Source organism: Pseudomonas sp. RL_5y_Pfl2_73, assembly GCF_963970515.1.
Classification (GTDB): Bacteria; Pseudomonadota; Gammaproteobacteria; order Pseudomonadales; family Pseudomonadaceae; genus Aquipseudomonas.
On sequence record NZ_CAXAPD010000004.1, the window covers coordinates 100,835 to 120,824 of the forward strand.

Here is a 19,990-nt window from a genome sequence, read left to right on the forward strand (position 1 = left end):
CATCCGAATCGATCATGAAAAGCAAAACCATCCGCCGCTGGTCCTTCGTCCACACCTGGACCAGCCTGATCTGCACGGTGTTCCTGCTGATGCTGGCAATCACCGGGCTACCGTTGATCTTCCACCATGAAATCGAACACTTGCTGGGCGACGCTCCGCAGCTTCGGGAAATGCCCGCCGACACGCCGCCACTGGACCTGCAACAACTGCTGGAAAAAGCCAAGGCCCATCGCCCGGGGGAAGTGGTCCAGTATTTTGGCTGGGACGATGACGAGCCCAATGGTGTCATCACCATCATGGCGCCGACGCCGGGTACCGAACCCAACTCATCCCACACCTTCATGCTCGATGCGCGTACCGGCGAGACCCTGGAAATGCCCTCGGCCAATGGCGGTTTCATGATGGTCATGCTGCGCCTGCACGTGGACATGTTCGCCGGGCTGCCGGGCAAGATGTTGCTGGCGTTCATGGGCCTGCTGTTCGTGATCGCTATCGTCTCCGGGGTGGTCCTGTACCTGCCGTTCATGCGTCGCTTGAAGTTCGCCACGGTGCGCCAGGACAAATCCACGCGCCTGCGCTGGCTCGACCTGCACAACCTGATCGGCGTGGTCACGCTGGTCTGGGCGCTGACCGTGGGTATCACTGGTGTGATCGCCGCCTGCGCCGACCTGATCATCGCCGCGTGGCGCAACGACAGCCTCAGCGCCATGGTCGAACCCTACCGCGACGTCCCGTCGCTGACCCAACTGGCCCCGGCCACCCGCTTGCTGGATATTGCCAAGGGCGTCGCGCCTGGCATGGCGCCGAGTTTCATCGCCTTCCCCGGCACGCTGTTCTCCAGCGAGCACCACTACAGCGTCTTCATGAAGGGCGACACCCACCTGACCTCGCACCTGCTCACCCCCGTGTTGATCGATGCCACCACCTTGGACGTCACCGCCGTCGCCGAGCGACCGTGGTACATGGACATGATGAGCCTGTCCCTGCCCCTGCACTTCGGCGACTACGGTGGCCGGCCGATGCAGATCTTCTGGGCGACCCTCGATGTGCTGACCATCATCATCCTCGGCAGCGGCGTTTACCTGTGGCTGGTGCGGCGCAAAGCGGCCAAGCGCGCGACCATCGGCACGCAGGTCCTCTCGTGAGGCCTCGGCAGTCGAGTTTCTGGAAAGTGTTTGGTATTCCCCTGATGATTGGTGCGCTCAGTGCGGCGGGGTTGGTCAGCGCATTACTCGGTGACGGCGCCTGGGATGCGGTGAGCTGGGTCGGGCTGGGAATACCGACGGTGCTGGGGGCTTGGGGATTGATCAAGCGCGGATAACTCCAACCGGACGCAAACCCAATGTGGGAGCGAGCCTGCTCGCGATTGCGGTGAGTCAGTTGCATTGAAGTTGACTGACACCCCGCTTTCGCGAGCAGGCTCGCTCCCACATTGGAATCCAACTGGTCACCCGACCGCTCGCCAGCCACCCCGTAACTGGCTAGGCTAAGCCCCTGGCCGTTTATCGAGGATATCCGCATGTCCACCCCCAGCATGACGCTGTTCCACAACCCCGCTTCCCCTTTCGTGCGCAAGGTCCTGGTGCTGCTGCACGAAACCGGCCAGCAAGACCGCGTGGCGTTGCAGCTCAGCCAGCTCTCGCCGGTCAAGCCGGACCGGGCGCTCATCGATGACAACCCGTTGAGCAAGATCCCGGCCCTGCGCCTGGCCAACGGGACGGTGATCCACGACAGCCGCGTCATCCTCGACTACCTCGATCACCAGCACGTCGGCAACCCGCTGATCCCCCGGGACGGCGCGGCCCGCTGGCGGCGCCTGACCCTGGCCTCCCTGGCCGATGGGATCATGGATGCGGCCGTGATGATCCGCTACGAAACCGCGCTGCGCCCTGTGGAAAAGCACTGGGACGAATGGCTCGATGCGCAGCGGGACAAGATTCGCCGTGCCCTGGGCCAGCTCGAAGCCGAAGCGATTGCCGAACTGGCCTGCCATTTCGACGTGGCCTCCATCAGCGTGGCCTGCGCCCTGGGCTACTTGGATTTGCGCCATCCCGATCTGGAATGGCGCGAGGCCAACCCGCAATTGGCGCAGTGGTTTGCCGAGGTGAGCGTGCGGCCTTCGATGGTCGAGACGGTGCCCAGGGTTTAGCTCTGCATTGAACGTTCCGGCCTCATCGCGAGCAAGCTCGCTCCCACATTGGGTTGTTTTGTTTGGACCACCGGGATCCCCTGTGGGAGCGAGCTTGCTCGCGATAGGGGCACACCGGATCCAAAGGAAACAACCCAGCAACCTGCATCACTAACACTTCTCGCCATTGCCGGTCCTCACGCAACCCCAACGACCGGCTCATTTCACCTCTCCCAACTCGAAGTTCATCGCCGCGGCTGGCTTCGACCCGACCCCGTACCAGTCCAACTTGCGGGTCAGGACCATGAACACGCCTAGCAGGCCGAACAGCAACAGCGAGCCCATCAACAGCGCGTAGTCCTCGGCGCTCAACAGGCCGTAGAGCAAACCGTACAAGCCCGCCAGCCCCGCCGAAAACCCCAGACCGTGACTCACGCTGCGCAGCACATGGCAAACATAAAACCCGATCAGCACGACACAGGCACTGGCCGACACCAGGTACGCCAGGGTGAAGCCGATGTGCTCCGACAGCGACAATAGCAGCAGGTAAAAGAATGCCAGCGCCACGCCCACCAAGGCGTACTGGACCGGGTGCACCGCCAGGCTCTTGAGCACCTCGAAGAGGAAGAAGCCGGCGAAGGTCAGGGCGACAAACAGCAGCGCATATTTGATCGCCCGGTCGCTCTTGAGGTACTGGTCCACCGGATCGATGAAGCTCACCCCGAAGGCCCGGCTGCGGAACGCGTCACAACCATCGCGCGGTTCGCAGGCCTGCAGTGTTTCCAGGAGGTTGGTGGAGAAAAACGACGTCTGCCAGTCGGCACTGAAACCCTGCTCATTGATCTCACGCTGGGTGGGCAGGTAGTTGCCGATGAAACTCGGATGTGGCCAGTCGGCCGACAGGTGCACCTTGGTGGATTTGCCCACTGGCAGAATCTGGAAATTGCCAGTGCCTTGCAGGCGCAGGTCGAAACCGAAGGTCAACTCAGGGCCGCCCTGGGCGGTGATCATCGGCAGCGGCACATGCACACCCTGCCCCAGCCAGCCGAGCCGCGAGCCAGGCAGGAAGTCGACGGTCTGCTGGTTGAGCGTCAGGGTCAGCGCATTCTCGATGCCACGAATATCGCTGATGCCAACGCTCAGGTACGGCTCATCAAAACGGTAATCGGCAAAATCCTTGGCAGCAACACCGTAGCGCTCAGGCACCTTGAAGCGGCCATCGATCCGGTTATCGGCGTGGAACATCCGCGCTTCGTAGATACCCCGGGCACGGGTTTCGGTGCGGACCTGACCGTCGAGCTCAAACTGCTCCGGCAAAAAATACAACTCGCCGGTTCGCTCGACGGTTTCCAGGAAACGCACGCCGGTCTTCTCGTTGGTATTCCAGACCTTCACGCTCTTGCGAAACGGCACCACGATCATCGGCCCGATCAGTTGCTGGCTGTAGCTGGAACTGCGGGCGATGTCCTGCAGCACGCCGTCGCGCAGCTCCTGGCGCTCGTCGATGAGGCCGTTGATCATCAACAGCGGGATCATCAGCAAGAGAATCAAAAGGGCGATCATGCCCAGTTTTATGGCGAGGCTGCGGTTCATGTGGGGCTCTCCCTGTTCGAATGAGGGAGAGTCTGGGGTGGTTGTGTGCTGGGCTTATGGAGCGATTGTGGAGATTGTGTGGAGACTGCCATCGTCGTGTCGAGCACGAACCCCGGCATTCGCCACGTCCACGGTCTGGAAAGCTTCGCGCAGGGAATCCTCCATCAGCTGCCAGGCCTCCTCGGCCGACTCGTCCGGTCCCAAGTGGGTGAACATATGGTCGCAGCCTTCAAACATTCGCTGGCGCACCGGCACGCCGGCCTGGCGCAACTTCTCGGCATAGGCCTCGCCTTCGGCACGCAAGATATCGTATTGCGCCGTGATCACCGTGGCAGCCGGCATCCCCACCAGCGCGTCGACCGGCGCCAACAGGGGAGAGGCCAACGGATCGCGAGCCTGTGCCGGATCGCTCAGGTAGCAGTTGTTGAAGAAGCGCATCAGGCCGGCATTGAGCAGTGGCCGGGCACTGGTGGACGTCTTCAAGGCAGGGTCCTGGTGCAGATCCAGCGCCGCATAGTCGATCAACTGATGCACCACCTTCAACCCTTGATGCCCTCGCGCCAGACCCGCTACAACGGCAGCCAGATTGCCGCCGGCGCTATGGCCGCCGACGGCGAAACGCTGAGGATCGATGCCCAGCGTTTCGGCTTCGCTGGCCAGCCATTCGAGCACCGCGAAGCACTGTCGCGGGGCTGCGGGGAAGGCGTGCTCTGGCGCCAGCACGTAGTCCAGATTGACCACCAGGCAGTTCAGGTTATGGGCCAGTCGACGGCAATAGCTGTCATCGTGTTCGGGGGTCCCCGCAACAAAGCCACCGCCATGAAAATTCAGGTACACCGCCAGCTTCACCGAGGGCTGCGAATGGGGCCAGTAGAACAGCGCCCGCGCATCCCCCCAAGGGGTCGGAATGGTCTGCACGACAACGGCGCGCAACGCAAACAGCGCAGCGTCGTAGGTAAACTTCGCTTTCATTCTCTTGGCGAAGGCGCGCAACAACTTGGCCTGCAGTTTTTGCCAGAGGCTCACCATGCTCATGCTCCCGGTTGTGTATCCACGAATAGGACCAGCCGACCGAAAGTCATCTCGCCGTAAGGCATGGCTTGCTGACAGGTCTACAAAATTGTTCGCCGGTGCTGAGGGGAAATTAAACCTAAAAAATGGTTATGTAAATTAATCAATAACAAGATTAACCAAATTCCCTCAAGGCAAGCTCAACACCACCTCAACCCCACCCGCGACATTGCCAATACTGAATTGCCCCCCATGCAACTGCACCACCTCCTCCACGAAGTTGAGCCCCAGGCCAGTGCTCTTGCGGCCGCTGTCCGGGCGCGGCAGGGAGTAGAAGCGCTCGCTCAGGCGTGGCAGCGCGTAGTCGGGAATTGGCGCGGCCTGATTGAACAAACGAATCTCGACGCGGTTCCCGTTGCGCTCGGCGCTGATACGTAGCCGACCGTTGACGGGGGTGAAGTCCAGGGCGTTTTCCAACAGATTGCCCAAGGCCTGGCGCAACAGAAACGGCTCACCGGTCAGCGTCAGGTCGGCAGCGATGTGCTGCTCAACCATCAACTGGCGACTTTCAATCCAGCCGCCACGCGCTTCCAGCAGCTCGTCCATCAACGCCGCCAGCGGCACCGCGACTTCTTCTTCCAACCCCTGGCGCTGCTCGATCTGGGCCAGGTTGAGCAACCGTTCGATCAACTGCTGCATGCGCACACTTTCGTTGTCGATGTTATTGACGAAGCGTTGGTGCTGGGCGGCGGGCATGTCGCTTTGCAGCAGCTCGGCGGCCCCGCGAATCGCCGCCAGCGGGCTCTTGAGCTCGTGGGTCAGCGTATGCACATAACGCTCGACGTAAGCCTTGCCTTCCAGTTGCGTGCGCATGTGCTCCACAGCGCCCGCCAGTTGCTCGAACTCGCCCCCACGATAATGCGGCACTTCCACCCGCCGCCCCTGGCTGACCGCCTGGGCATAAGTGGTCAAACGCCGCAATGCCGCGCTGAGCCACCACGACAGCAAGCCGCCCAGCAACAAGCCAAGGGCCACCAAACCGACGCCATAGGCCAGCAGCCGTCGCTCGGTACGATCAACATAAGGCTGCAATGAACTGTTGGGCTTGGCGACCGTGACGACACCAATGATGCGGCCGTTGTCGCGGATCGGCGCGCCGACGTGCATCACCGACGACGCCGGATCGTCCGGATCGCTGCGGCTCGAACGGGCGCCGTAGTGGCCGCGCAAGGTCAGGTAAACGTCGTTCCAACGCGAATAATCCTGCCCGACCGCCACGCCACTGGAATCGAGCACCACGATGCCGTTGGCATCGGTGACATAGATGCGATGGCTGACCTGGTTTTTCGGCAAACCCCAGATCGTCGCCGCCGGCTGGCGCTCGCCGTAAGCCTTGAGCAACTGCGGCCAGCGATTCTGGTTGAGGGTGCCGGCCTTGAAATCGTCCCGCAGGATCTCGGCCATCAGGTTGGCGGTGTCCACCAGGGTTTCTTCGGTGGACTGGCGCACGCCGGGGCGGATTTCCTCCATGACCGTGTTGAGCACGAAATAACCGGTCAAGGCGATAAACAGCACATACACCAGGAAAATCCGGATCCCCAACGACATCAGCTGTGCCCCGGGCTGTAGCTGTAGCCCAGGCCCCGATGTGTCTGGATCGGTTCGGCCTCAGCCCGGATCAGGCGCAACTTGGCGCGCACGCTCTTGATGTGGCTGTCGATGCTGCGCTCGTAGCCGGCATCGCTGGCCACGCCCAGGGCATCGAGCAATTGCTCACGGCTGAAGACCCGCTCAGGTTGCTCCAGCAGACAATTGAGCAGGCGGAATTCGTGGCGGGTGAGGTTCAGCGGGGTGCCGCGATAGTTGATCTGCACGCGGTCGGAATCGACCTGAAACAACGCCATGCCCACCTCCGCCGCCGGCCGCGGAGCCACGCGCTTGAGAATCGCCCGGACCCTGGCCGCCACCTCGCGGGGGCTGAAGGGCTTGACCACGTAATCGTCGGCACCGATCTCCAGACCCACGATCCGATCGATCTCGCCATCCCGAGCTGTAAGAAAGATGACCGGAACGTCGCTGAAACGTCTGATTTTTTTACAAGTCTCGAATCCACTGATATCCGGCAGGCCCACATCGAGAATGATCAGGTCCGCCGGGGTGTTTTTCTGGTGTTCGAGAGCGGCTGCGCCAAGGCTCAACCAGGTGGTGTCAAACCCCTCCCCTTGCAGGGCAAACACCAGTGTATCGGCGATGGCGGCTTCGTCTTCGACAATCAGGATATGAGGCATGGCTTGCGGGCCCGGCAGTAAAGTTGCCGGAACGGTGCCGCAAGGTTTGGGGGGAGTCAATCGGCAGTCGAGTTGACCGGTGGTTGGCGGTCAGGACTAACAGTTCTGATAGTAGGCACGCACTGGAAAATGGCAGATGCTGAAAACCGGTTTTTTGGACTCCAGATGGAGATGAATCGATGGCTGCCTCCCTTCGCGAAACCGTATTGTGCCGCTACCGCTACGACCCGCTGGATCGCCTGGCCGATTGTGCGCCCTCCGAGGTCGCCAACATCCAACGCTTTTATTGCAAAAGCCGCTTGGCGACGGAGATACAGGGCGCGGTGCAGCGTAGCGTTTTCCAGCATGAGGACCAGTTGCTGGCGCAACTTCGGCGCGAGGATGTAAAGGTCGATACCGCCCTGGTGGCGACCGATCAGCAGCGGTCGGTGTTGAATGTGCTCGATGCCACCGGGCCTAACCCCCTTGCCTACACCCCCTACGGCCATTGCCCGGCGGAAAACGGCTTGCTCAGTTTGCTTGGGTTTAACGGCGAACGGCCGGATCTGGTGACGGGGCATTATTTGCTGGGGAATGGGTATCGGGCGTTCAATCCGGTGTTGATGCGGTTTAATAGTCCGGATAGTTTGAGTCCCTTTGGGGAGGGGGGATTGAACGCATATGGGTATGGCGTGGGAGATCCGATTAATTGGACGGACCCTACGGGGCATACTCCAATTCCACCTGTTAGTGGTGTCCTAAAACAGATTATTAGACCGGCAAGTGCATCAAAATCTATCGCTGGCCAGAGTGGCCGGGTAGCTAAAAACAGTTTAAAGAGAACGTCTGCTAGATCTGCTCATGTAATGAGGAACCAGAAAAAAATCAAAAACCTAGTAACAGTCGCGGAAAAACGCGAAAAAGCATTAGGGCAGCACAGTGATTTTTCCGTCAACCCACCATTAACCGATGCCTACCAAAGCGTGCTGCGGTATGAATTTTTTAGAATGTTACAAAATTTTGAAAAACATCCAAAAATAACAAAACCATCTTTTTTGCTCCAACCTGACGGAACCAGAATGCTTAATACCATAGCTTACGATACCAGGGTCGATGTTGCGCGAAATCTGAGTAGTCCTAAAAAACTATCCGAGGTAAATGTTAGGTATAGCGAACTGGGACTGGATCCTTTAAAACGAACATCTAGTAGTCAAATTACCCAAGCTAAATACGCTCGCGCCCGTTATATAAGCATGCATACACCTGCCAAACTCATACGCGAATAACGAGCGGCTCATGCAAATAATTTTGAGAACAATACGAATTCGTCTACTGCATCAACAATCCGGCTTATCCGCCGTAAACCGCCGCGCCGGGTTCACCGCCGCGCCAAACTCACGCAACGCCTTGGCCCCGATCAACAGCGGATAATTGAAACTGCTGCGGTCGGTCAGGTTGACCTCGACCGTGCGCTTGACGTTGCCCAGGCACAACTCCAGATCGACCACCGGGCGCTTGGTGGGCGCGATCTTTTCGTCGTCGTCCTCATCCTCTTCGGAACGGGTCTTGATCTTGCTGATGCGCGCGATCTTGTGTTCGTAGACCTTGTTGCTCGCATCCTTGGTCGCCAGGCGGAACCGCACCCAATCGTCGCCGTCACGGGTGAAGGTCTCGATGTCCTTGGCTGACAGCGACGCGGTCAGGGCGCCGGTGTCCATCTTGGCCTTGAGCACTTCACCGCCGATATCCGGCAACGCGATGTATTCATAGCGCCCGTACAGGGTCGGCTCGGCGGCCAGCACTGGAAGGGCCATCAGGGAAAGCAGGGCGAGGACTGATTTCATGTAGTTAGGGCTTCCATTGTGGGCGTGGTTTTTTAGACCGTGGCTGATGAATTCGTTCGGTTGATCGCACACCTGTGGCGAGGGCGCTTGCTCCCGCTCGGCCCTGTGAGCTGTCGAGTGAAACGAGGCTGCGATCTTTCCAAAGGCACTTGAGTCCAAAGCGAAAGATCAAAAGATCGCAGCCTTCGGCAGCTCCTACAACAGCCCAGCGGGAGCAATCTCTGGCCACAAAAGCAGTCCCAACCTACCCTAGCCCAGGTGAAACTTTCGTCCACACCGATTTGGCCTGCCGCCCGAAGCTTGCTTATCATGGCCCGCCCACCTGTTTGCAAGAGTCATCTATGCGCCGCCTGCTCACCGGCTGCTTCGTCACCCTGTTGCTGTTGCTCAACACCCTGGTGCTGTTCGGGCCGCTGATGGTGTTCGCCCTGCTCAAACTGGTCCTGCCCGGGCGCTTTCGCGACTATGCCTCGTGGGCGGTGATGTGGATCGCCGAGACCTGGGCCGAAATCGACAAGCTGATCTTTGCCCTGTGCATCCCCACCCGCTGGGACATCCGCGGCGGCGCGGACCTGCGCGGCGATACGTCTTACCTGGTGATCAGCAATCACCAATCCTGGGTGGACATCCCCGCCCTCGTCCAGACCCTCAACCGGCGCACGCCGTTCTTCAAATTTTTCCTCAAGAAAGAACTGATCTGGGTGCCGTTCCTGGGGTTGGCCTGGTGGGCCTTGGACTACCCGTTCATGAAGCGCTACACCAAGGCGTTCCTGGCGAAGAACCCGGAACTGGCCGGCAAGGACCTGGAAATCACCAAGGCCGCCTGCGAGCTGTTCAAGCGCCAACCGGTCACCGTGGTCAACTACCTCGAAGGCACCCGCTTCACCGCCACCAAAAGCCAACAACAGCAATCGCCCTTCACCCACCTGCTCAAGCCCAAGGCCGGTGGCGTGGCGTTCGTGCTGGCTGCCATGGGCGAGCAACTGGACGCGGTGCTGGACGTGACCGTGGTCTATCCGCAAGACCGCATCCCCGGGTTCTGGGACTTGATCAGCGGCGCGGTGCCCAGGGTCATCATCGACATCCAGACCCGCGAACTGGACCCGGCACTGTGGCAAGGCGACTACGAAAACGACCCGGTGTTTCGCCAACAGGTGCAGGATTGGGTCAACCGGCTCTGGACTGAAAAGGACCGGCGCATCGCCCAATTGCGCAACGAAGGGAGTGGAACCTAACAGTTCTGATAGTAGGCAGCGGCTGAAAAAACTCCGATGCTAGAGGCGCGGATGTTTGGACCTTGAACGGAGCCAGGAGCATGCCTACCGCCCCTCGCGAAACCGTATTGTGCCGCTACCGCTACGACCCGCTGGATCGCCTGGTCGATTGTGCGCCTTCCGCTGAGGCTGGAATTCAGCGGTTTTACTGCAAGAGCCGATTGGCGACGGAGATACAGGGCGCGGTGCAACGTAGCGTCTTTCAGCACGACGACCAGTTGCTGGCGCAACTTCGGCGCGAGGATGTGAAGGTTGAGACTGCGCTACTGGCGACCGATCAGCAGCGGTCGGTGTTGAATGTGCTCGATGCGAACCGGGTTCATCCCCTTGCCTATAGCCCTTACGGCCATCGCCCGGCAGCGAACGGTCTGCTCAGTTTGCTGGGATTTAACGGCGAACGGCCGGATCCGGTGACGGGGCATTATTTGTTGGGGAATGGGTATCGGGCATTTAATCCGGTGTTGATGCGGTTTAATAGTCCGGATAGTTTGAGTCCGTTTGGGGAGGGGGGGATGAATACTTATGGATATTGCGAGGGAGAGCCGGTCAATCGAACGGACCCAAATGGACATAATTTTTTTACGGTTTCTAAAGCAGTTCAGAAATTTCTGAGTCTTATTGGCAGATCTCGAACGCCCATGTCAACCGCAGTTAGGAAGGTCCAGACGTTGGCATCTGAAACCTTGAGTACCGTATCACGAAGGACAGATAGCATTTCAAATGCAATCCGACCAACCAATCGAAACCCTATGGCTAATGCGGTTGAGACCTTATATCTAAAACGACCTCAACCTAAACCTGCTCTACCAAGTTATGAGGAGGCGATATCAATATCGCCGCCACAATATTCTCTTCCGGAGTTTATTAATGACGCTGAGCAGTTTTGGATGAGTCGAGAAGCGCCACCGCTTTATTTCAATCGGCCTGCGCCTCGTTACCAAAATCGGCAAGTTTCATCCGCTACACGTCCAGACGGACCACCTCCGCCTGTCCCCCCTCGCCCTCCTGAAACGTTGTTGCCTCGTAATTCCAATGCAAGGGGATCCTAGAGCTTTGCGTCGCCCTGACTCTTGAAAGGATTGGACAAAGGCAAATGGCCAATCTCTGAACATTGATTTTTTATCGCCAGAGATGTCAGTTAAACAAAAATCAATTCCAAATCAACCTAAAAAACTGTCAACCCTGACAGTACCCCTCACCAGCCCCAGCCGTAACCATGTCGCCGGGACATCATACGGAAGCACACCCATGCGAAACTTCATGACGGGCGGCGGCGGAATAATTCTGCTGATGATCGGCCATGTCCACGCCGGAGAAGTCACTTGTCCGGCCGTGGCACAACTCCATGACAACACTGCGACGATAAAAATGCAGGATGATCCCGAATGGCAAAGCCAGAGCCTCGTGCAGGAGCTCAACCCGGCGGCACTGCCCTTCAACGACGCCGAGTTCGCGGTCCATGAGCCCGACGAAGATGAGCAGGTAACGAGGAGGGTGACCATCACCTGCAATTACGGCGAGAACAATCTCACGCTGGATTATCAGCCGATGTCTTTGCCCTCGGCGGCCGACCGTTGCGTCAGCCGGGACACCAACACCTGCAGACGAGTGAACACCGACTATTTCAGCTTGAGATTCTGATGGTTGCGTGGCGGATTTTCGATGTCGCCACACCCTCATCAAACCCCCGCACCACTCCCCCAAATACCGCCCAAGTTCTGCAACAGCGAACCGGCAACACCCTGTTGACCGAGGTACTGCAAGATGATCGGGACAAACTGGCCGATCATGCCGCTGTCCATGCCCAGCGCGCTGAAGGCATTGTTCAGGTCGCCGGTGTCCTTGACGTTGCCCAGCAAGCCGTCGAGCAATGCATTCTTGTCCGACCCGCCCCCGAGCAAACCGCCCAGGCCATTGAGCCCGCCGATGGCACTGTTCCCAGCGATCTGATCCAGGCCCGGGACACTTTTGCTCAACTCGGAAAACTGCGGCTCACTGAGTCGGTTCTTCGCCAGCCCCAGCATCGCACCGGCACCGCCGATGGCCTGTTCCGGCGTGATCTTGAGTTCCGATCCCAAGGTGTTGAGCAGGCCGGCGGCTTTCGGCGCGGCGGCCACGGCGCCCTCACCCTGCTCGCCTTGGTTGCCCTGCATCGCCGACACCACATTGGCTGCATCACTGAGGCTGAACTGCGCGAAGGCCGGGCTGGCGGCCAGTATCAACAGCCAAGACAGTGCAAAACCGCGTGAAACCTTCATCCGGGACATCCTCTTGAGCATGAAAAAGCCGCCCATGAAGAGCGGCGTAAAGCGTGCGTTGGACTGGCGCGGACGCAGATTGTTCCTAAACGCATTACATAAATGGCCGATAGCCATTACAGAAAATTCTCCAAAGGCCGTCAGAAGTGTCTGATTCAACGAAAACTGCGCTTTTTAATATGTCTAAAAGTTACCAAACATTCCTATACAGTTCTAAATTGACATAAATAACTGCCAACGTTGACAGTAGCCCGCCCGAGCGAAGCCGTGAATAGTTGAACTGAGCCCTGGAGCCTGGCACATGAAGAAAAAACTGGCTGGAGGTGCGGTGTTGCTTTTGCTGATCATCGGCCACGCCCATGCCGGTGAAATCACCTGCCCTGCCGTCCCTGATATCCATAGAAACATTGAATCGGTGGAAGATATTTTCTTCGTCGAGGTACAGGACGACTACGAATGGGAGAGCGAAAGCCTGGTGGACGTGGTCGACCCGGCATCGTTGCAATTTGAAGGCGCCGAGTACGTTATCCATGAGGACGATGGGAACGAGCAGACACCCGCCCTTGCGACCATCACATGCAGGTACGGGGCGATCAATCTGAAGTTGGACTATCAACAAATCCTGGAACCGACCTTTTCGAAGTGGATGAGCAATCGCTGCGAAAGCGCGGATACCCGAATGTGCAGATTGATGGACGCCGACTACTTCAACTTGATTTATTGATCGGTCATGGCAACCGTCTCACTGTTCCAGCACAGCCCCCCTGCCATCCCCTGTGCCATTTACCGTACAGTTCGGCGTCCTCCAGCAGAGTGTGTCCATAATCGGCGGCGCCACCGTCGCGGTCATCCTGACCGGCATGCTCATCGTCCTTGGGCGTCAATGAGCGAGCGGGTCGAGACCGCAACAGCCCCGTAGGAGCTGGCGAAGCCTGCGATCTTTTGATCTTTCGCTTGAGACTCAAGTGTCTGGGGCAAGATCGCAGCCTCGTTTCACTCGGCAGCTCCTACACAGTGTCCACAGCCCGACGCGTGCAATTTCTGGCCACAACCGGCGCTCGATCACCGTCGACTAAAAATCTTACAACTACTTGGGAAATCCCCCGCAATAGCGAGCCTTGCCCCAGCCAATCCGCGATGCCTATAGTTTGTCCCGTCGTCCACATGGCGACTCGGGTTTGGCGACTCGATACACCACGGCCTGAAGTCCTAATTTTATTAATCAATAAAGGCTCTAGCCATGAACCGATACATGCCCCTCACCGGCGTCGACTGCTCCCCCGCCGCCCTGCTCATCGACACCCAAGCCCCCCTCGACGTCCTCCACGAAACCGCCGCCTACCGCATCCGCGCCGTGACCCAACTGTTGGAAAACATCGCCTTTCGCGAAGAACTCAGCTCCGACGCCGTCGTCCTCCACGACTTCGCCCTGCTCCTGGCGATTCCGTTACGCGACGGTTGCGACGTGCTGGACGTGATCGGCCGCCGCTTGCAGGCACACGCCATGGCCTGACCGCGGCGCCAGTCATCCGACTATCAACGCGCAAGCCGTTATTCCCTCTTGGTATTGCCTACTGTCAATCTTGACAGTAGGCAGCTGTTCACACGGGTTCTAAGCTGCAGCCGTGACAACGAAAACAAGGCTCTGGGCAATCCACAGTCCCTGTGCCTTTCTTCATTCGGGCAGACAGGAATAATAAAAATGAACGACCGAATCAAAGGAACCGTTAAATGGTTTAACGATGCAAAGGGCTATGGCTTCATCACTTGCGGCAAAGGAGGCGAGGAATTGTTCGTTCATTACTCGGCCATCGCCGGCGAGGGTTACAAAACGTTGAAACAGAAGCAGACGGTCTTTTTTGAAATCGAAAAGGGCGACAAAGGCATGCAGGCCACGAGAGTGACGCCGGAGTAACCCTCGGCTCACGCAGGAGTCAACCGATGTCGGCGAACCGCAAAACGCTGCTCTGCCGTTACCACTATGACCCACTGGATCGCCTGGCCGACTGCACACCCTCGGCCCAGGCCCGCACCCAGCGCTTCTACCTGAAAGAACGCCTGACCAGCGAAATCCAAGGCTCGGTACAGCGCTCGATATTCCAACAGAACGACCAACTCCTGGCGCAACAACAGCGCCAGGACGCCGCCGTCGAAACCACCTTGCTCGCCACCGATCAGCAACGCTCAGTGCTGCACGCGCTCGATGCCACGCAGCCTCATCCCCTCGCCTACACCCCCTACGGCCACCGCCCTGCGCAAAGCGGCTTGCTCAGCCTGCTCGGCTTCAACGGCGAACGGCCGGATCCAGTGACCGGGCATTATTTATTGGGCAATGGTTATCGAGCGTTCAATCCGATGTTGATGCGGTTCAACAGCCCAGACAGTTTGAGTCCATTTGGAAAGGGTGGATTGAATGCGTATGGATACTGCGTTGGGGACCCGGTGAATCGAAGCGATCCGACGGGACATTTACCTAACTTTTTAAAGCCTGTACTAAGACACCTAAAAATCATAAGAAGACCGGATCCGGCTACGATCATAGACGTTCATGGCATAACATTTCATGCACCGACCGACATAAAAAATATAGATATATTCAAATCCCCTACAGAGGAATTTCTAATATTATCTATAGGCCCTGAACATGAAGTTCCACGCATTTCCAGATTCGAATCCAAACTATGGAAAGACAGCAACAAAATAATCAAACAAGAAAGACTCTTAGCTCAACACCTAAAAAACTCCACCAACCTCACATCCGAAATAGAAGACATTCACGAAAGCATTCAAAAAACACTAAAATCTAGAACAGTTCACAAAGCTAATCTGCACAGGTATGAAGCGGGAATCAAGCAGATGACTGACGAGGCCTTCCAACCAACATCGTTCTTTTTTACCTCTCCTGGTGCCCCTCCAACTTACGAGTGGGCAGAGCAGCACTCACGACAAATACGCAATTAAACTTAAATCTTATCTTACCAAGCAAAATAGAATCGAAATTTATTAGTTGCTACGTTTCCACTGGAGACCCCCCCCCTAAAAAACGGCGACATCACTGTCGTCCTTTTTTCCGTCTTGCCCTTTGCCGCTTACGTCGCGCTAAACAACTTGTGCGGATCAATCACAAACTTCTTCGGTGCGTCATCCAGGCTGTTCACCTGTACACGATTTCAGCAATGTTGATACGGTCCCCCATGATCGCCTGCACCAGTTGGCGGTTTCATTTCATGAGTGAGGGTTGGCTGCTGCGGGCAGCCAAACCTAACACTTCTGCTAGCTAGACAGCCTACCTTCTACCTGAACATGATGTTGCTATCTGTATTTTCCATAGAGCAAAGCCCATGTCCTCAACAGATGCAACCGTGCTCTGCCGTTACCACTACGACCCACTGGATCGCCTGGCCGACTGCACACCATCGACCCAGGCCCGCACCCAGCGCTTCTACCTGAAAGAACGCCTGACCAGCGAAATCCAAGGCTCGGTACAGCGCTCGATATTCCAACAGAACGACCAACTCCTGGCGCAACAACAGCGCCAGGACGCCGCCGTCGAAACCACCTTGCTCGCTACCGATCAGCAACGCTCGGTGCTGCACGCGCTTGATGTCATGCAGCCTCATCCCCTCGCCTATACCCCGTACGGCCACCGACCTGCGGAGAACGGCTTACTAAGCCTGCTCGGCTTCAACGGCGAACGGCCGGACCCGGTGACGGGGCATTATTTGTTAGGTAATGGGTATCGGGCGTTCAATCCGGTGTTGATGCGGTTTAACAGTCCGGACAGTTTGAGTCCGTTTGGGAAGGGTGGGCTGAATGCGTATACCTATTGCGGCGGGGATCCGCTTAATAGGCGGGATCCAACAGGACACTTCTTTTTTCCTAAAGGGTTTAACCCTCTCAAAGGGCTCAGAAACTTGTTGGGCCAAAAAAAATCCCCCCATAAAGCTGAAGCCCCCTCGCCAACCAAACAATATGCTGTGGGTTACCATGGCACTACGGATAGCAGCGCACAAAATTTGCTCAACCGCGGAGTTCTGGATGGATATGCAGGGGCCAACAGCAAACCGGAGGACTTGGTACTGGGTGAAGGATTCTACATAGCCACAGATCCCGGAGTTGCAGAGGAATACGCTCGTTCATTGCTCTCAAAAAGCGAACGAACAGTCGTACTAAAAGTATACGTAACCGATATGTTTTCAAAAGCACTCGACATTGACTATTACCGAGGCGAGGGGGTGAGCGAGGGGATAAAGTCTTTGCGCCCTCATATCTATGAGGATATTTCATTTGAATACTATGGTTCTTTCAGGCGAAACCCTATGACTGTTCAAGTCAATCAGGTCCGCCAATGAATAGGCTTCGGAACTTCGGTGCATGCATGCGGCGAGCAATGAAAATAACGACTAATAAAAAAGGGCGACATCACTGTCGCCCTTTCCCCGTCTTACCCTTTACCGCTTACGCCGCACTGAACAACTTATGCGGATCAATCACAAACTTCTTCGGCACGCCCGCATCGAACTCGCCATACCCCTTCGGCGCATCATCCAGGCTGATCACCTGCACACCCACGATTTCAGCAATGTTGATGCGGTCCCACATGATCGCCTGCATCAGTTGGCGGTTGTACTTCATCACTGGGGTCTGGCCGGTGTGGAAGCTGTGGGATTTGGCCCAGCCCAGGCCGAAGCGAATGCTCAGGCTGCCCATTTTGGCAGCCGCATCGACAGCGCCCGGGTCTTCGGTGACGTAGAGGCCGGGGATGCCGATCTTGCCGGCGACGCGGACCACGCCCATCAACGAGTTGAGCACGGTGGCCGGGGCTTCGTGCTTGACGCCGTCATGGCCGTGACCACGGGCTTCGAAGCCGACGCAGTCGACGGCGCAGTCCACTTCCGGCTCGCCCAGCAGCGCGGCGATTTGTTCGTGCAACGGCGTGTCGGTGGACAGGTCGACGATTTCAAAGCCCTGAGCCTTGGCGTGGGCCAGGCGGATGGCGTTGACGTCGCCAATGATCACCACGGCCGCGCCCAGCAGACGGGCGGAAGCGGCGGCTGCCAGGCCAACCGGGCCGGCACCGGCGATGTAGACGGTGCTGCCAGGGCCAACACCGGCGGTGACTGCGCCGTGGTAGCCGGTGGGCAGGATGTCGGACAGGCAGGTCAGGTCGCGGATTTTCTCCATGGCCTTGTCGCGGTCCGGCAGTTTCAGCAGGTTGAAGTCGGCGTACGGCACCAGTACGTATTCGGCCTGGCCGCCAGTCCAGTCGCCCATGTCCACGTAACCGTAGGCACCGCCGGCACGGGCCGGGTTGACGGTCAGGCAGACACCGGTGTGTTGCTCTTTGCAGGAACGGCAGCGCCCGCAAGCCACGTTGAACGGCACCGACACCAGATCACCGATTTTCAGGTTCTCGACGTCGCTGCCCTTTTCGATCACTTCACCGGTGATTTCGTGACCCAGGACCAGGCCGGTCTGGGCAGTGGTACGGCCGCGGACCATGTGTTGGTCGGAGCCGCAGATGTTAGTGGAAACCACGCGCAGGATGACACCGTGCTCAATCTTCCTGCCGCGCGGGTCCTGCATTTTTGGATAGTCGATTTTCTGTACTTCGACCTTGCCGTTGCCGAGATACACGACACCACGATTACCAGACATGCTTTCACCTCGCTGTTGTTTTTGTGGAACTGCGTTGCCCAGGCAGGCAGCGCGTTGATTGCTCGGGTTAGTGCTTGTGTCTTTTGTTTCTTTCGTTGTCTGTAAGGGCCTCATCGCGAGCAGGCTCGCTCCCACAGGGTTTTGAGTTGTACATAGACCCCAGTCATGCCCCAGATCCACTGTGGGAGCGAGCCTGCTCGCGATGGCGATCTAAAGAACAACGGTTCGGTTGGCATTGAGAAACACCCGCCGCTCAATGTGATACCCCACCGCCCGCGCCAACGTGAGCCCTTCGATGTCCCGGCCCTTGGCGATCAGGTCTTCGGGATAGTGGCTGTGGTCCACCACTTCCACGCCCTGGGCGATGATCGGGCCTTCGTCCAGGTCGTTGTTGATGTAGTGCGCCGTGGCCCCCACCAGTTTCACGCCTTTGTTGTAGGCCTGGTGATACGGCTTGGCGCCCTTGAAGCCCGGCAGCAGCGAGTGGTGGATGTTGATCGCCTTGCCGTCGAGCTTGCGGCACAACTCCGGCGACAGCACTTGCATGTAGCGGGCAAGGATCACCAGCTCAGCACCGGTGTCTTCGATCACCTGCCACACCTGCCGCTCCTGGGCCGGCTTGTCGTTCGGGTCCAGGGGGAAATGGTAGTAGGGAATCTGGTGCCAGTCGGCCAGCGGCTTGAGGTCGGGGTGGTTGGAGACCACGGCCACCACGTCCATGGACAATTGGCCGATGCGCTGGCGGTAGAGCAAATCGTTGAGGCAGTGATCGGCCTTGGAGACCATGATCACCACTTTGGGCCGGTAGTTGGGCGGCGTCAGTTCGAAGACCATGCCGAAGGCTTGCGCACGCTCGGCCAGGCCGGCGCGAAAGTTCTGCTCGTCGAAACCGTCGGGCTGGCGAAACTCCACGCGAATGAAGAAACGCGCCGAGAGCCGGTCGTCGAAGGAATGGTGCTCGGTGACGTAGCAGCCCTGCTCGAACAGAAAGCGGGTCACCGCGTCCACCGTGCCGAGCACGCTGGGGCAGTCGGCAGTCAAGATCCATGTGTCTGGGGCGCGGCTCATTCGTGATACTCCTCTGATCGTTCCCATGCTCTGCGTGGGAATGCCGCCATGGACGCTCTGCGTCCGCCTTTTGGGACGCGGAGCGTCCCGGGATGCATTCCCACGCAGAGCGTGGGAACGATCGACATCAGGCCTGCACGCTCAACCCATACTCCGCCGCGGCATCCTGCAACCACAGCCACCAGTAATCCGAGAAGCTGCGGCGGATCACCAGTTCCCAGGTGTCTTCGCCCGTGTGGCGGATCACCAGTTGCGACTTGGCGAACACCGTGCCCACGGCCTTGCCCACCGGGAAGTTGCTTGGGTGAACATCGTAGCTGGTGGATTTCATCAGCACGTCGCGCACGTTCGGGCCGGACAGTTCGAGGATCTGCTGGCCGCCACTGACGTTGACGATCTGGATGTGCAGCTCGCCCAGGGCTTCACGCAGTTTCTGCTCGGCGGCGAATTCCTCACCCGTGGGCACCACCAGCAGCCATTCATCCGGGCCGAGCCATTGCAGGCTGGTTTCGCCCTTGATGACGACGGCCAGGGCGCCTGGCAATTCCAGGCCCAGGGCCTTGTGCACGCCGGCGGCGAACGCCGGGTCGTGACCGTCGCCACGAAGGGTCAGGTGGCCCAGGAGTTTTTTCTCGCGCACGGTCACACCGGCGTTCTTGCGGCCCTTGCCCACCCTGCTTGCGAGGTCGGCATGGTGCAGCGACGACTCGGCCTTGGCCCCGGTGGTTGGGCGTTGTGGGTACACGTTGACTGCGGTCATATGGAGCACCTGTCTTGAATTCTGTAGTTCCGGCCTTTGTGGTGGCTGTTCTGCCGCCATCGCGAGCAGGCTCGCTCCCACAAGGGTCATGCGGTCTCCTGTGGGAGCGAGCCTGCTCGCGATGCAGAC

General features: G+C 58.3%; 21 protein-coding genes and 1 pseudogene. 12 read left to right on the forward strand and 10 right to left on the reverse strand.

Translation table 11 applies throughout. The features are described 5' to 3' along the window. Positions 1-14 precede the first annotated feature (14 nt). The 3 genes from AACY42_RS05190 to AACY42_RS05200 all read left to right on the forward strand — a co-directional run bounded on the left by AACY42_RS05190 (position 15) and on the right by AACY42_RS05200 (position 2,149). Positions 15-1,145 carry a PepSY-associated TM helix domain-containing protein gene (locus tag AACY42_RS05190; RefSeq protein WP_339477266.1) on the forward strand — a complete coding sequence of 377 codons (1,131 nt, stop codon included), beginning with the start codon at positions 15-17 and terminating at the stop codon, positions 1,143-1,145. Then, entirely contained in the window at positions 1,142-1,321 is a 180-nt protein-coding gene (locus AACY42_RS05195) for a hypothetical protein (protein WP_339477269.1), read from the forward strand. Before AACY42_RS05190 ends, AACY42_RS05195 begins: the two co-directional genes overlap by 4 nt. A gap of 198 nt (positions 1,322-1,519) precedes the next feature. Then, complete coding sequence (locus AACY42_RS05200; RefSeq protein WP_339477271.1) at positions 1,520-2,149, forward strand: glutathione S-transferase; 630 nt, start codon at positions 1,520-1,522, stop codon at positions 2,147-2,149. Positions 2,150-2,347: 198 nt separating this feature from the next. Here the strand turns inward: AACY42_RS05200 and creD are convergent, their stop codons facing one another. From creD to creB, 4 genes are all read right to left on the reverse strand, one after another. Then, positions 2,348-3,721 carry a cell envelope integrity protein CreD gene (gene creD, locus AACY42_RS05205; RefSeq protein ID WP_339477273.1) on the reverse strand — a complete coding sequence of 458 codons (1,374 nt, stop codon included), beginning with the start codon at positions 3,719-3,721 and terminating at the stop codon, positions 2,348-2,350. A 54-nt stretch (positions 3,722-3,775) separates the two neighbouring features. Next, positions 3,776-4,750: an alpha/beta hydrolase gene (locus AACY42_RS05210; RefSeq protein ID WP_339477274.1), complete on the reverse strand. Its 975-nt coding sequence runs from the start codon at positions 4,748-4,750 to the stop codon at positions 3,776-3,778. 171 nt (positions 4,751-4,921) lie between these two features. After that, the gene (gene creC / locus AACY42_RS05215) at positions 4,922-6,340 is read right to left on the reverse strand and encodes a two-component system sensor histidine kinase CreC (RefSeq protein ID WP_339477276.1); all 1,419 of its coding nucleotides are present in this window, start codon (positions 6,338-6,340) and stop codon (positions 4,922-4,924) included. Next, positions 6,340-7,020, reverse strand: coding sequence for a two-component system response regulator CreB (creB, locus tag AACY42_RS05220; RefSeq protein WP_339477279.1), 681 nt, complete (start codon positions 7,018-7,020; stop codon positions 6,340-6,342). The genes creC and creB overlap by 1 nt, the downstream gene beginning before the upstream one ends. Positions 7,021-7,199: 179 nt before the next feature. Here creB and AACY42_RS05225 point away from each other — a divergent pair, with 179 nt between their 5' ends. Beyond that, a complete protein-coding gene (locus AACY42_RS05225; protein ID WP_339477281.1) occupies positions 7,200-8,285 on the forward strand; it encodes an RHS repeat-associated core domain-containing protein in 1,086 nt (361 codons plus the stop codon). Between the two features lie 51 nt (positions 8,286-8,336). On the opposite strand, the gene rloA2 is transcribed toward AACY42_RS05225, so the two are convergent. After that, positions 8,337-8,843, reverse strand: coding sequence for a retropepsin-like aspartic peptidase RloA2 (gene rloA2 / locus AACY42_RS05230; RefSeq protein WP_339477283.1), 507 nt, complete (start codon positions 8,841-8,843; stop codon positions 8,337-8,339). A 341-nt stretch (positions 8,844-9,184) separates the two neighbouring features. On the opposite strand from rloA2, the gene AACY42_RS05235 reads away from it, so the two are divergent. The 3 genes from AACY42_RS05235 to AACY42_RS05245 all read left to right on the forward strand — a co-directional run bounded on the left by AACY42_RS05235 (position 9,185) and on the right by AACY42_RS05245 (position 11,758). Next, complete coding sequence (locus AACY42_RS05235) at positions 9,185-10,078, forward strand: acyltransferase (RefSeq protein WP_339477285.1); 894 nt, start codon at positions 9,185-9,187, stop codon at positions 10,076-10,078. Between the two features lie 80 nt (positions 10,079-10,158). Continuing rightward, positions 10,159-11,166 carry an RHS repeat-associated core domain-containing protein gene (locus AACY42_RS05240; protein ID WP_339477288.1) on the forward strand — a complete coding sequence of 336 codons (1,008 nt, stop codon included), beginning with the start codon at positions 10,159-10,161 and terminating at the stop codon, positions 11,164-11,166. Positions 11,167-11,365: 199 nt separating this feature from the next. After that, positions 11,366-11,758, forward strand: a complete 393-nt coding sequence (locus AACY42_RS05245) for a DUF3757 domain-containing protein (protein WP_339477289.1) — start codon at positions 11,366-11,368, stop codon at positions 11,756-11,758. Positions 11,759-11,796: 38 nt separating this feature from the next. Here AACY42_RS05245 and AACY42_RS05250 read toward each other — a convergent pair whose 3' ends face one another. Further along, positions 11,797-12,375: a DUF2780 domain-containing protein gene (locus AACY42_RS05250; RefSeq protein ID WP_339477291.1), complete on the reverse strand. Its 579-nt coding sequence runs from the start codon at positions 12,373-12,375 to the stop codon at positions 11,797-11,799. 301 nt (positions 12,376-12,676) lie between these two features. Between AACY42_RS05250 and AACY42_RS05255 the strand changes: the two genes are divergently transcribed. The 4 genes from AACY42_RS05255 (at position 12,677) to AACY42_RS05270 (ending at position 15,336) form a co-directional block, all read left to right on the forward strand. Further along, positions 12,677-13,099 carry a DUF3757 domain-containing protein gene (locus AACY42_RS05255; protein WP_339477292.1) on the forward strand — a complete coding sequence of 141 codons (423 nt, stop codon included), beginning with the start codon at positions 12,677-12,679 and terminating at the stop codon, positions 13,097-13,099. A 516-nt stretch (positions 13,100-13,615) separates the two neighbouring features. Beyond that, positions 13,616-13,888 carry a hypothetical protein gene (locus tag AACY42_RS05260; protein WP_053182600.1) on the forward strand — a complete coding sequence of 91 codons (273 nt, stop codon included), beginning with the start codon at positions 13,616-13,618 and terminating at the stop codon, positions 13,886-13,888. Positions 13,889-14,077: 189 nt separating this feature from the next. Then, positions 14,078-14,290, forward strand: a complete 213-nt coding sequence (locus AACY42_RS05265; protein WP_339477295.1) for a cold-shock protein — start codon at positions 14,078-14,080, stop codon at positions 14,288-14,290. A 26-nt stretch (positions 14,291-14,316) separates the two neighbouring features. After that, positions 14,317-15,336, forward strand: a complete 1,020-nt coding sequence (locus AACY42_RS05270; protein WP_339477296.1) for an RHS repeat-associated core domain-containing protein — start codon at positions 14,317-14,319, stop codon at positions 15,334-15,336. Positions 15,337-15,464: 128 nt separating this feature from the next. On the opposite strand, the pseudogene AACY42_RS05275 reads toward AACY42_RS05270, so the two are convergent. Beyond that, a pseudogene (locus tag AACY42_RS05275) lies at positions 15,465-15,595 on the reverse strand (formaldehyde dehydrogenase, glutathione-independent); the annotation flags it as partial. A 121-nt stretch (positions 15,596-15,716) separates the two neighbouring features. Between AACY42_RS05275 and AACY42_RS05280 the strand changes: the two are divergent. Further along, entirely contained in the window at positions 15,717-16,727 is a 1,011-nt protein-coding gene (locus AACY42_RS05280; protein WP_339477297.1) for an RHS repeat-associated core domain-containing protein, read from the forward strand. A gap of 106 nt (positions 16,728-16,833) precedes the next feature. Here AACY42_RS05280 and fdhA read toward each other — a convergent pair whose 3' ends face one another. The 3 genes from fdhA to AACY42_RS05295 form a co-directional block, all read right to left on the reverse strand. Beyond that, the gene (fdhA, locus tag AACY42_RS05285) at positions 16,834-18,033 is read right to left on the reverse strand and encodes a formaldehyde dehydrogenase, glutathione-independent (protein ID WP_339477298.1); all 1,200 of its coding nucleotides are present in this window, start codon (positions 18,031-18,033) and stop codon (positions 16,834-16,836) included. Positions 18,034-18,243: 210 nt separating this feature from the next. After that, positions 18,244-19,101: a formyltetrahydrofolate deformylase gene (gene purU / locus AACY42_RS05290; RefSeq protein WP_039590651.1), complete on the reverse strand. Its 858-nt coding sequence runs from the start codon at positions 19,099-19,101 to the stop codon at positions 18,244-18,246. Positions 19,102-19,228: 127 nt separating this feature from the next. After that, positions 19,229-19,861, reverse strand: a complete 633-nt coding sequence (locus tag AACY42_RS05295; protein WP_339477302.1) for a sarcosine oxidase subunit gamma — start codon at positions 19,859-19,861, stop codon at positions 19,229-19,231. Positions 19,862-19,990: the final 129 nt, after the last annotated feature.

What these genes read in the sequence shown, in the direction of transcription:
- AACY42_RS05190 (WP_339477266.1), top strand. Translation starts at nt 15, where the DNA reads ATGAAAAGCAAAACCATCCGCCGCTGGTCCTTCGTCCACACCTGGACC.
- AACY42_RS05200 (WP_339477271.1), top strand. Translation starts at nt 1,520, where the DNA reads ATGTCCACCCCCAGCATGACGCTGTTCCACAACCCCGCTTCCCCTTTC.
- creD (WP_339477273.1), bottom strand. Translation starts at nt 3,721, where the DNA reads ATGAACCGCAGCCTCGCCATAAAACTGGGCATGATCGCCCTTTTGATT.
- AACY42_RS05210 (WP_339477274.1), bottom strand. Translation starts at nt 4,750, where the DNA reads ATGGTGAGCCTCTGGCAAAAACTGCAGGCCAAGTTGTTGCGCGCCTTC.
- creC (WP_339477276.1), bottom strand. Translation starts at nt 6,340, where the DNA reads ATGTCGTTGGGGATCCGGATTTTCCTGGTGTATGTGCTGTTTATCGCC.
- creB (WP_339477279.1), bottom strand. Translation starts at nt 7,020, where the DNA reads ATGCCTCATATCCTGATTGTCGAAGACGAAGCCGCCATCGCCGATACA.
- AACY42_RS05225 (WP_339477281.1), top strand. Translation starts at nt 7,200, where the DNA reads ATGGCTGCCTCCCTTCGCGAAACCGTATTGTGCCGCTACCGCTACGAC.
- rloA2 (WP_339477283.1), bottom strand. Translation starts at nt 8,843, where the DNA reads ATGAAATCAGTCCTCGCCCTGCTTTCCCTGATGGCCCTTCCAGTGCTG.
- AACY42_RS05235 (WP_339477285.1), top strand. Translation starts at nt 9,185, where the DNA reads ATGCGCCGCCTGCTCACCGGCTGCTTCGTCACCCTGTTGCTGTTGCTC.
- AACY42_RS05240 (WP_339477288.1), top strand. Translation starts at nt 10,159, where the DNA reads ATGCCTACCGCCCCTCGCGAAACCGTATTGTGCCGCTACCGCTACGAC.
- AACY42_RS05245 (WP_339477289.1), top strand. Translation starts at nt 11,366, where the DNA reads ATGCGAAACTTCATGACGGGCGGCGGCGGAATAATTCTGCTGATGATC.
- AACY42_RS05250 (WP_339477291.1), bottom strand. Translation starts at nt 12,375, where the DNA reads ATGAAGGTTTCACGCGGTTTTGCACTGTCTTGGCTGTTGATACTGGCC.
- AACY42_RS05255 (WP_339477292.1), top strand. Translation starts at nt 12,677, where the DNA reads ATGAAGAAAAAACTGGCTGGAGGTGCGGTGTTGCTTTTGCTGATCATC.
- AACY42_RS05260 (WP_053182600.1), top strand. Translation starts at nt 13,616, where the DNA reads ATGAACCGATACATGCCCCTCACCGGCGTCGACTGCTCCCCCGCCGCC.
- AACY42_RS05265 (WP_339477295.1), top strand. Translation starts at nt 14,078, where the DNA reads ATGAACGACCGAATCAAAGGAACCGTTAAATGGTTTAACGATGCAAAG.
- AACY42_RS05270 (WP_339477296.1), top strand. Translation starts at nt 14,317, where the DNA reads ATGTCGGCGAACCGCAAAACGCTGCTCTGCCGTTACCACTATGACCCA.
- AACY42_RS05280 (WP_339477297.1), top strand. Translation starts at nt 15,717, where the DNA reads ATGTCCTCAACAGATGCAACCGTGCTCTGCCGTTACCACTACGACCCA.
- fdhA (WP_339477298.1), bottom strand. Translation starts at nt 18,033, where the DNA reads ATGTCTGGTAATCGTGGTGTCGTGTATCTCGGCAACGGCAAGGTCGAA.
- purU (WP_039590651.1), bottom strand. Translation starts at nt 19,101, where the DNA reads ATGAGCCGCGCCCCAGACACATGGATCTTGACTGCCGACTGCCCCAGC.
- AACY42_RS05295 (WP_339477302.1), bottom strand. Translation starts at nt 19,861, where the DNA reads ATGACCGCAGTCAACGTGTACCCACAACGCCCAACCACCGGGGCCAAG.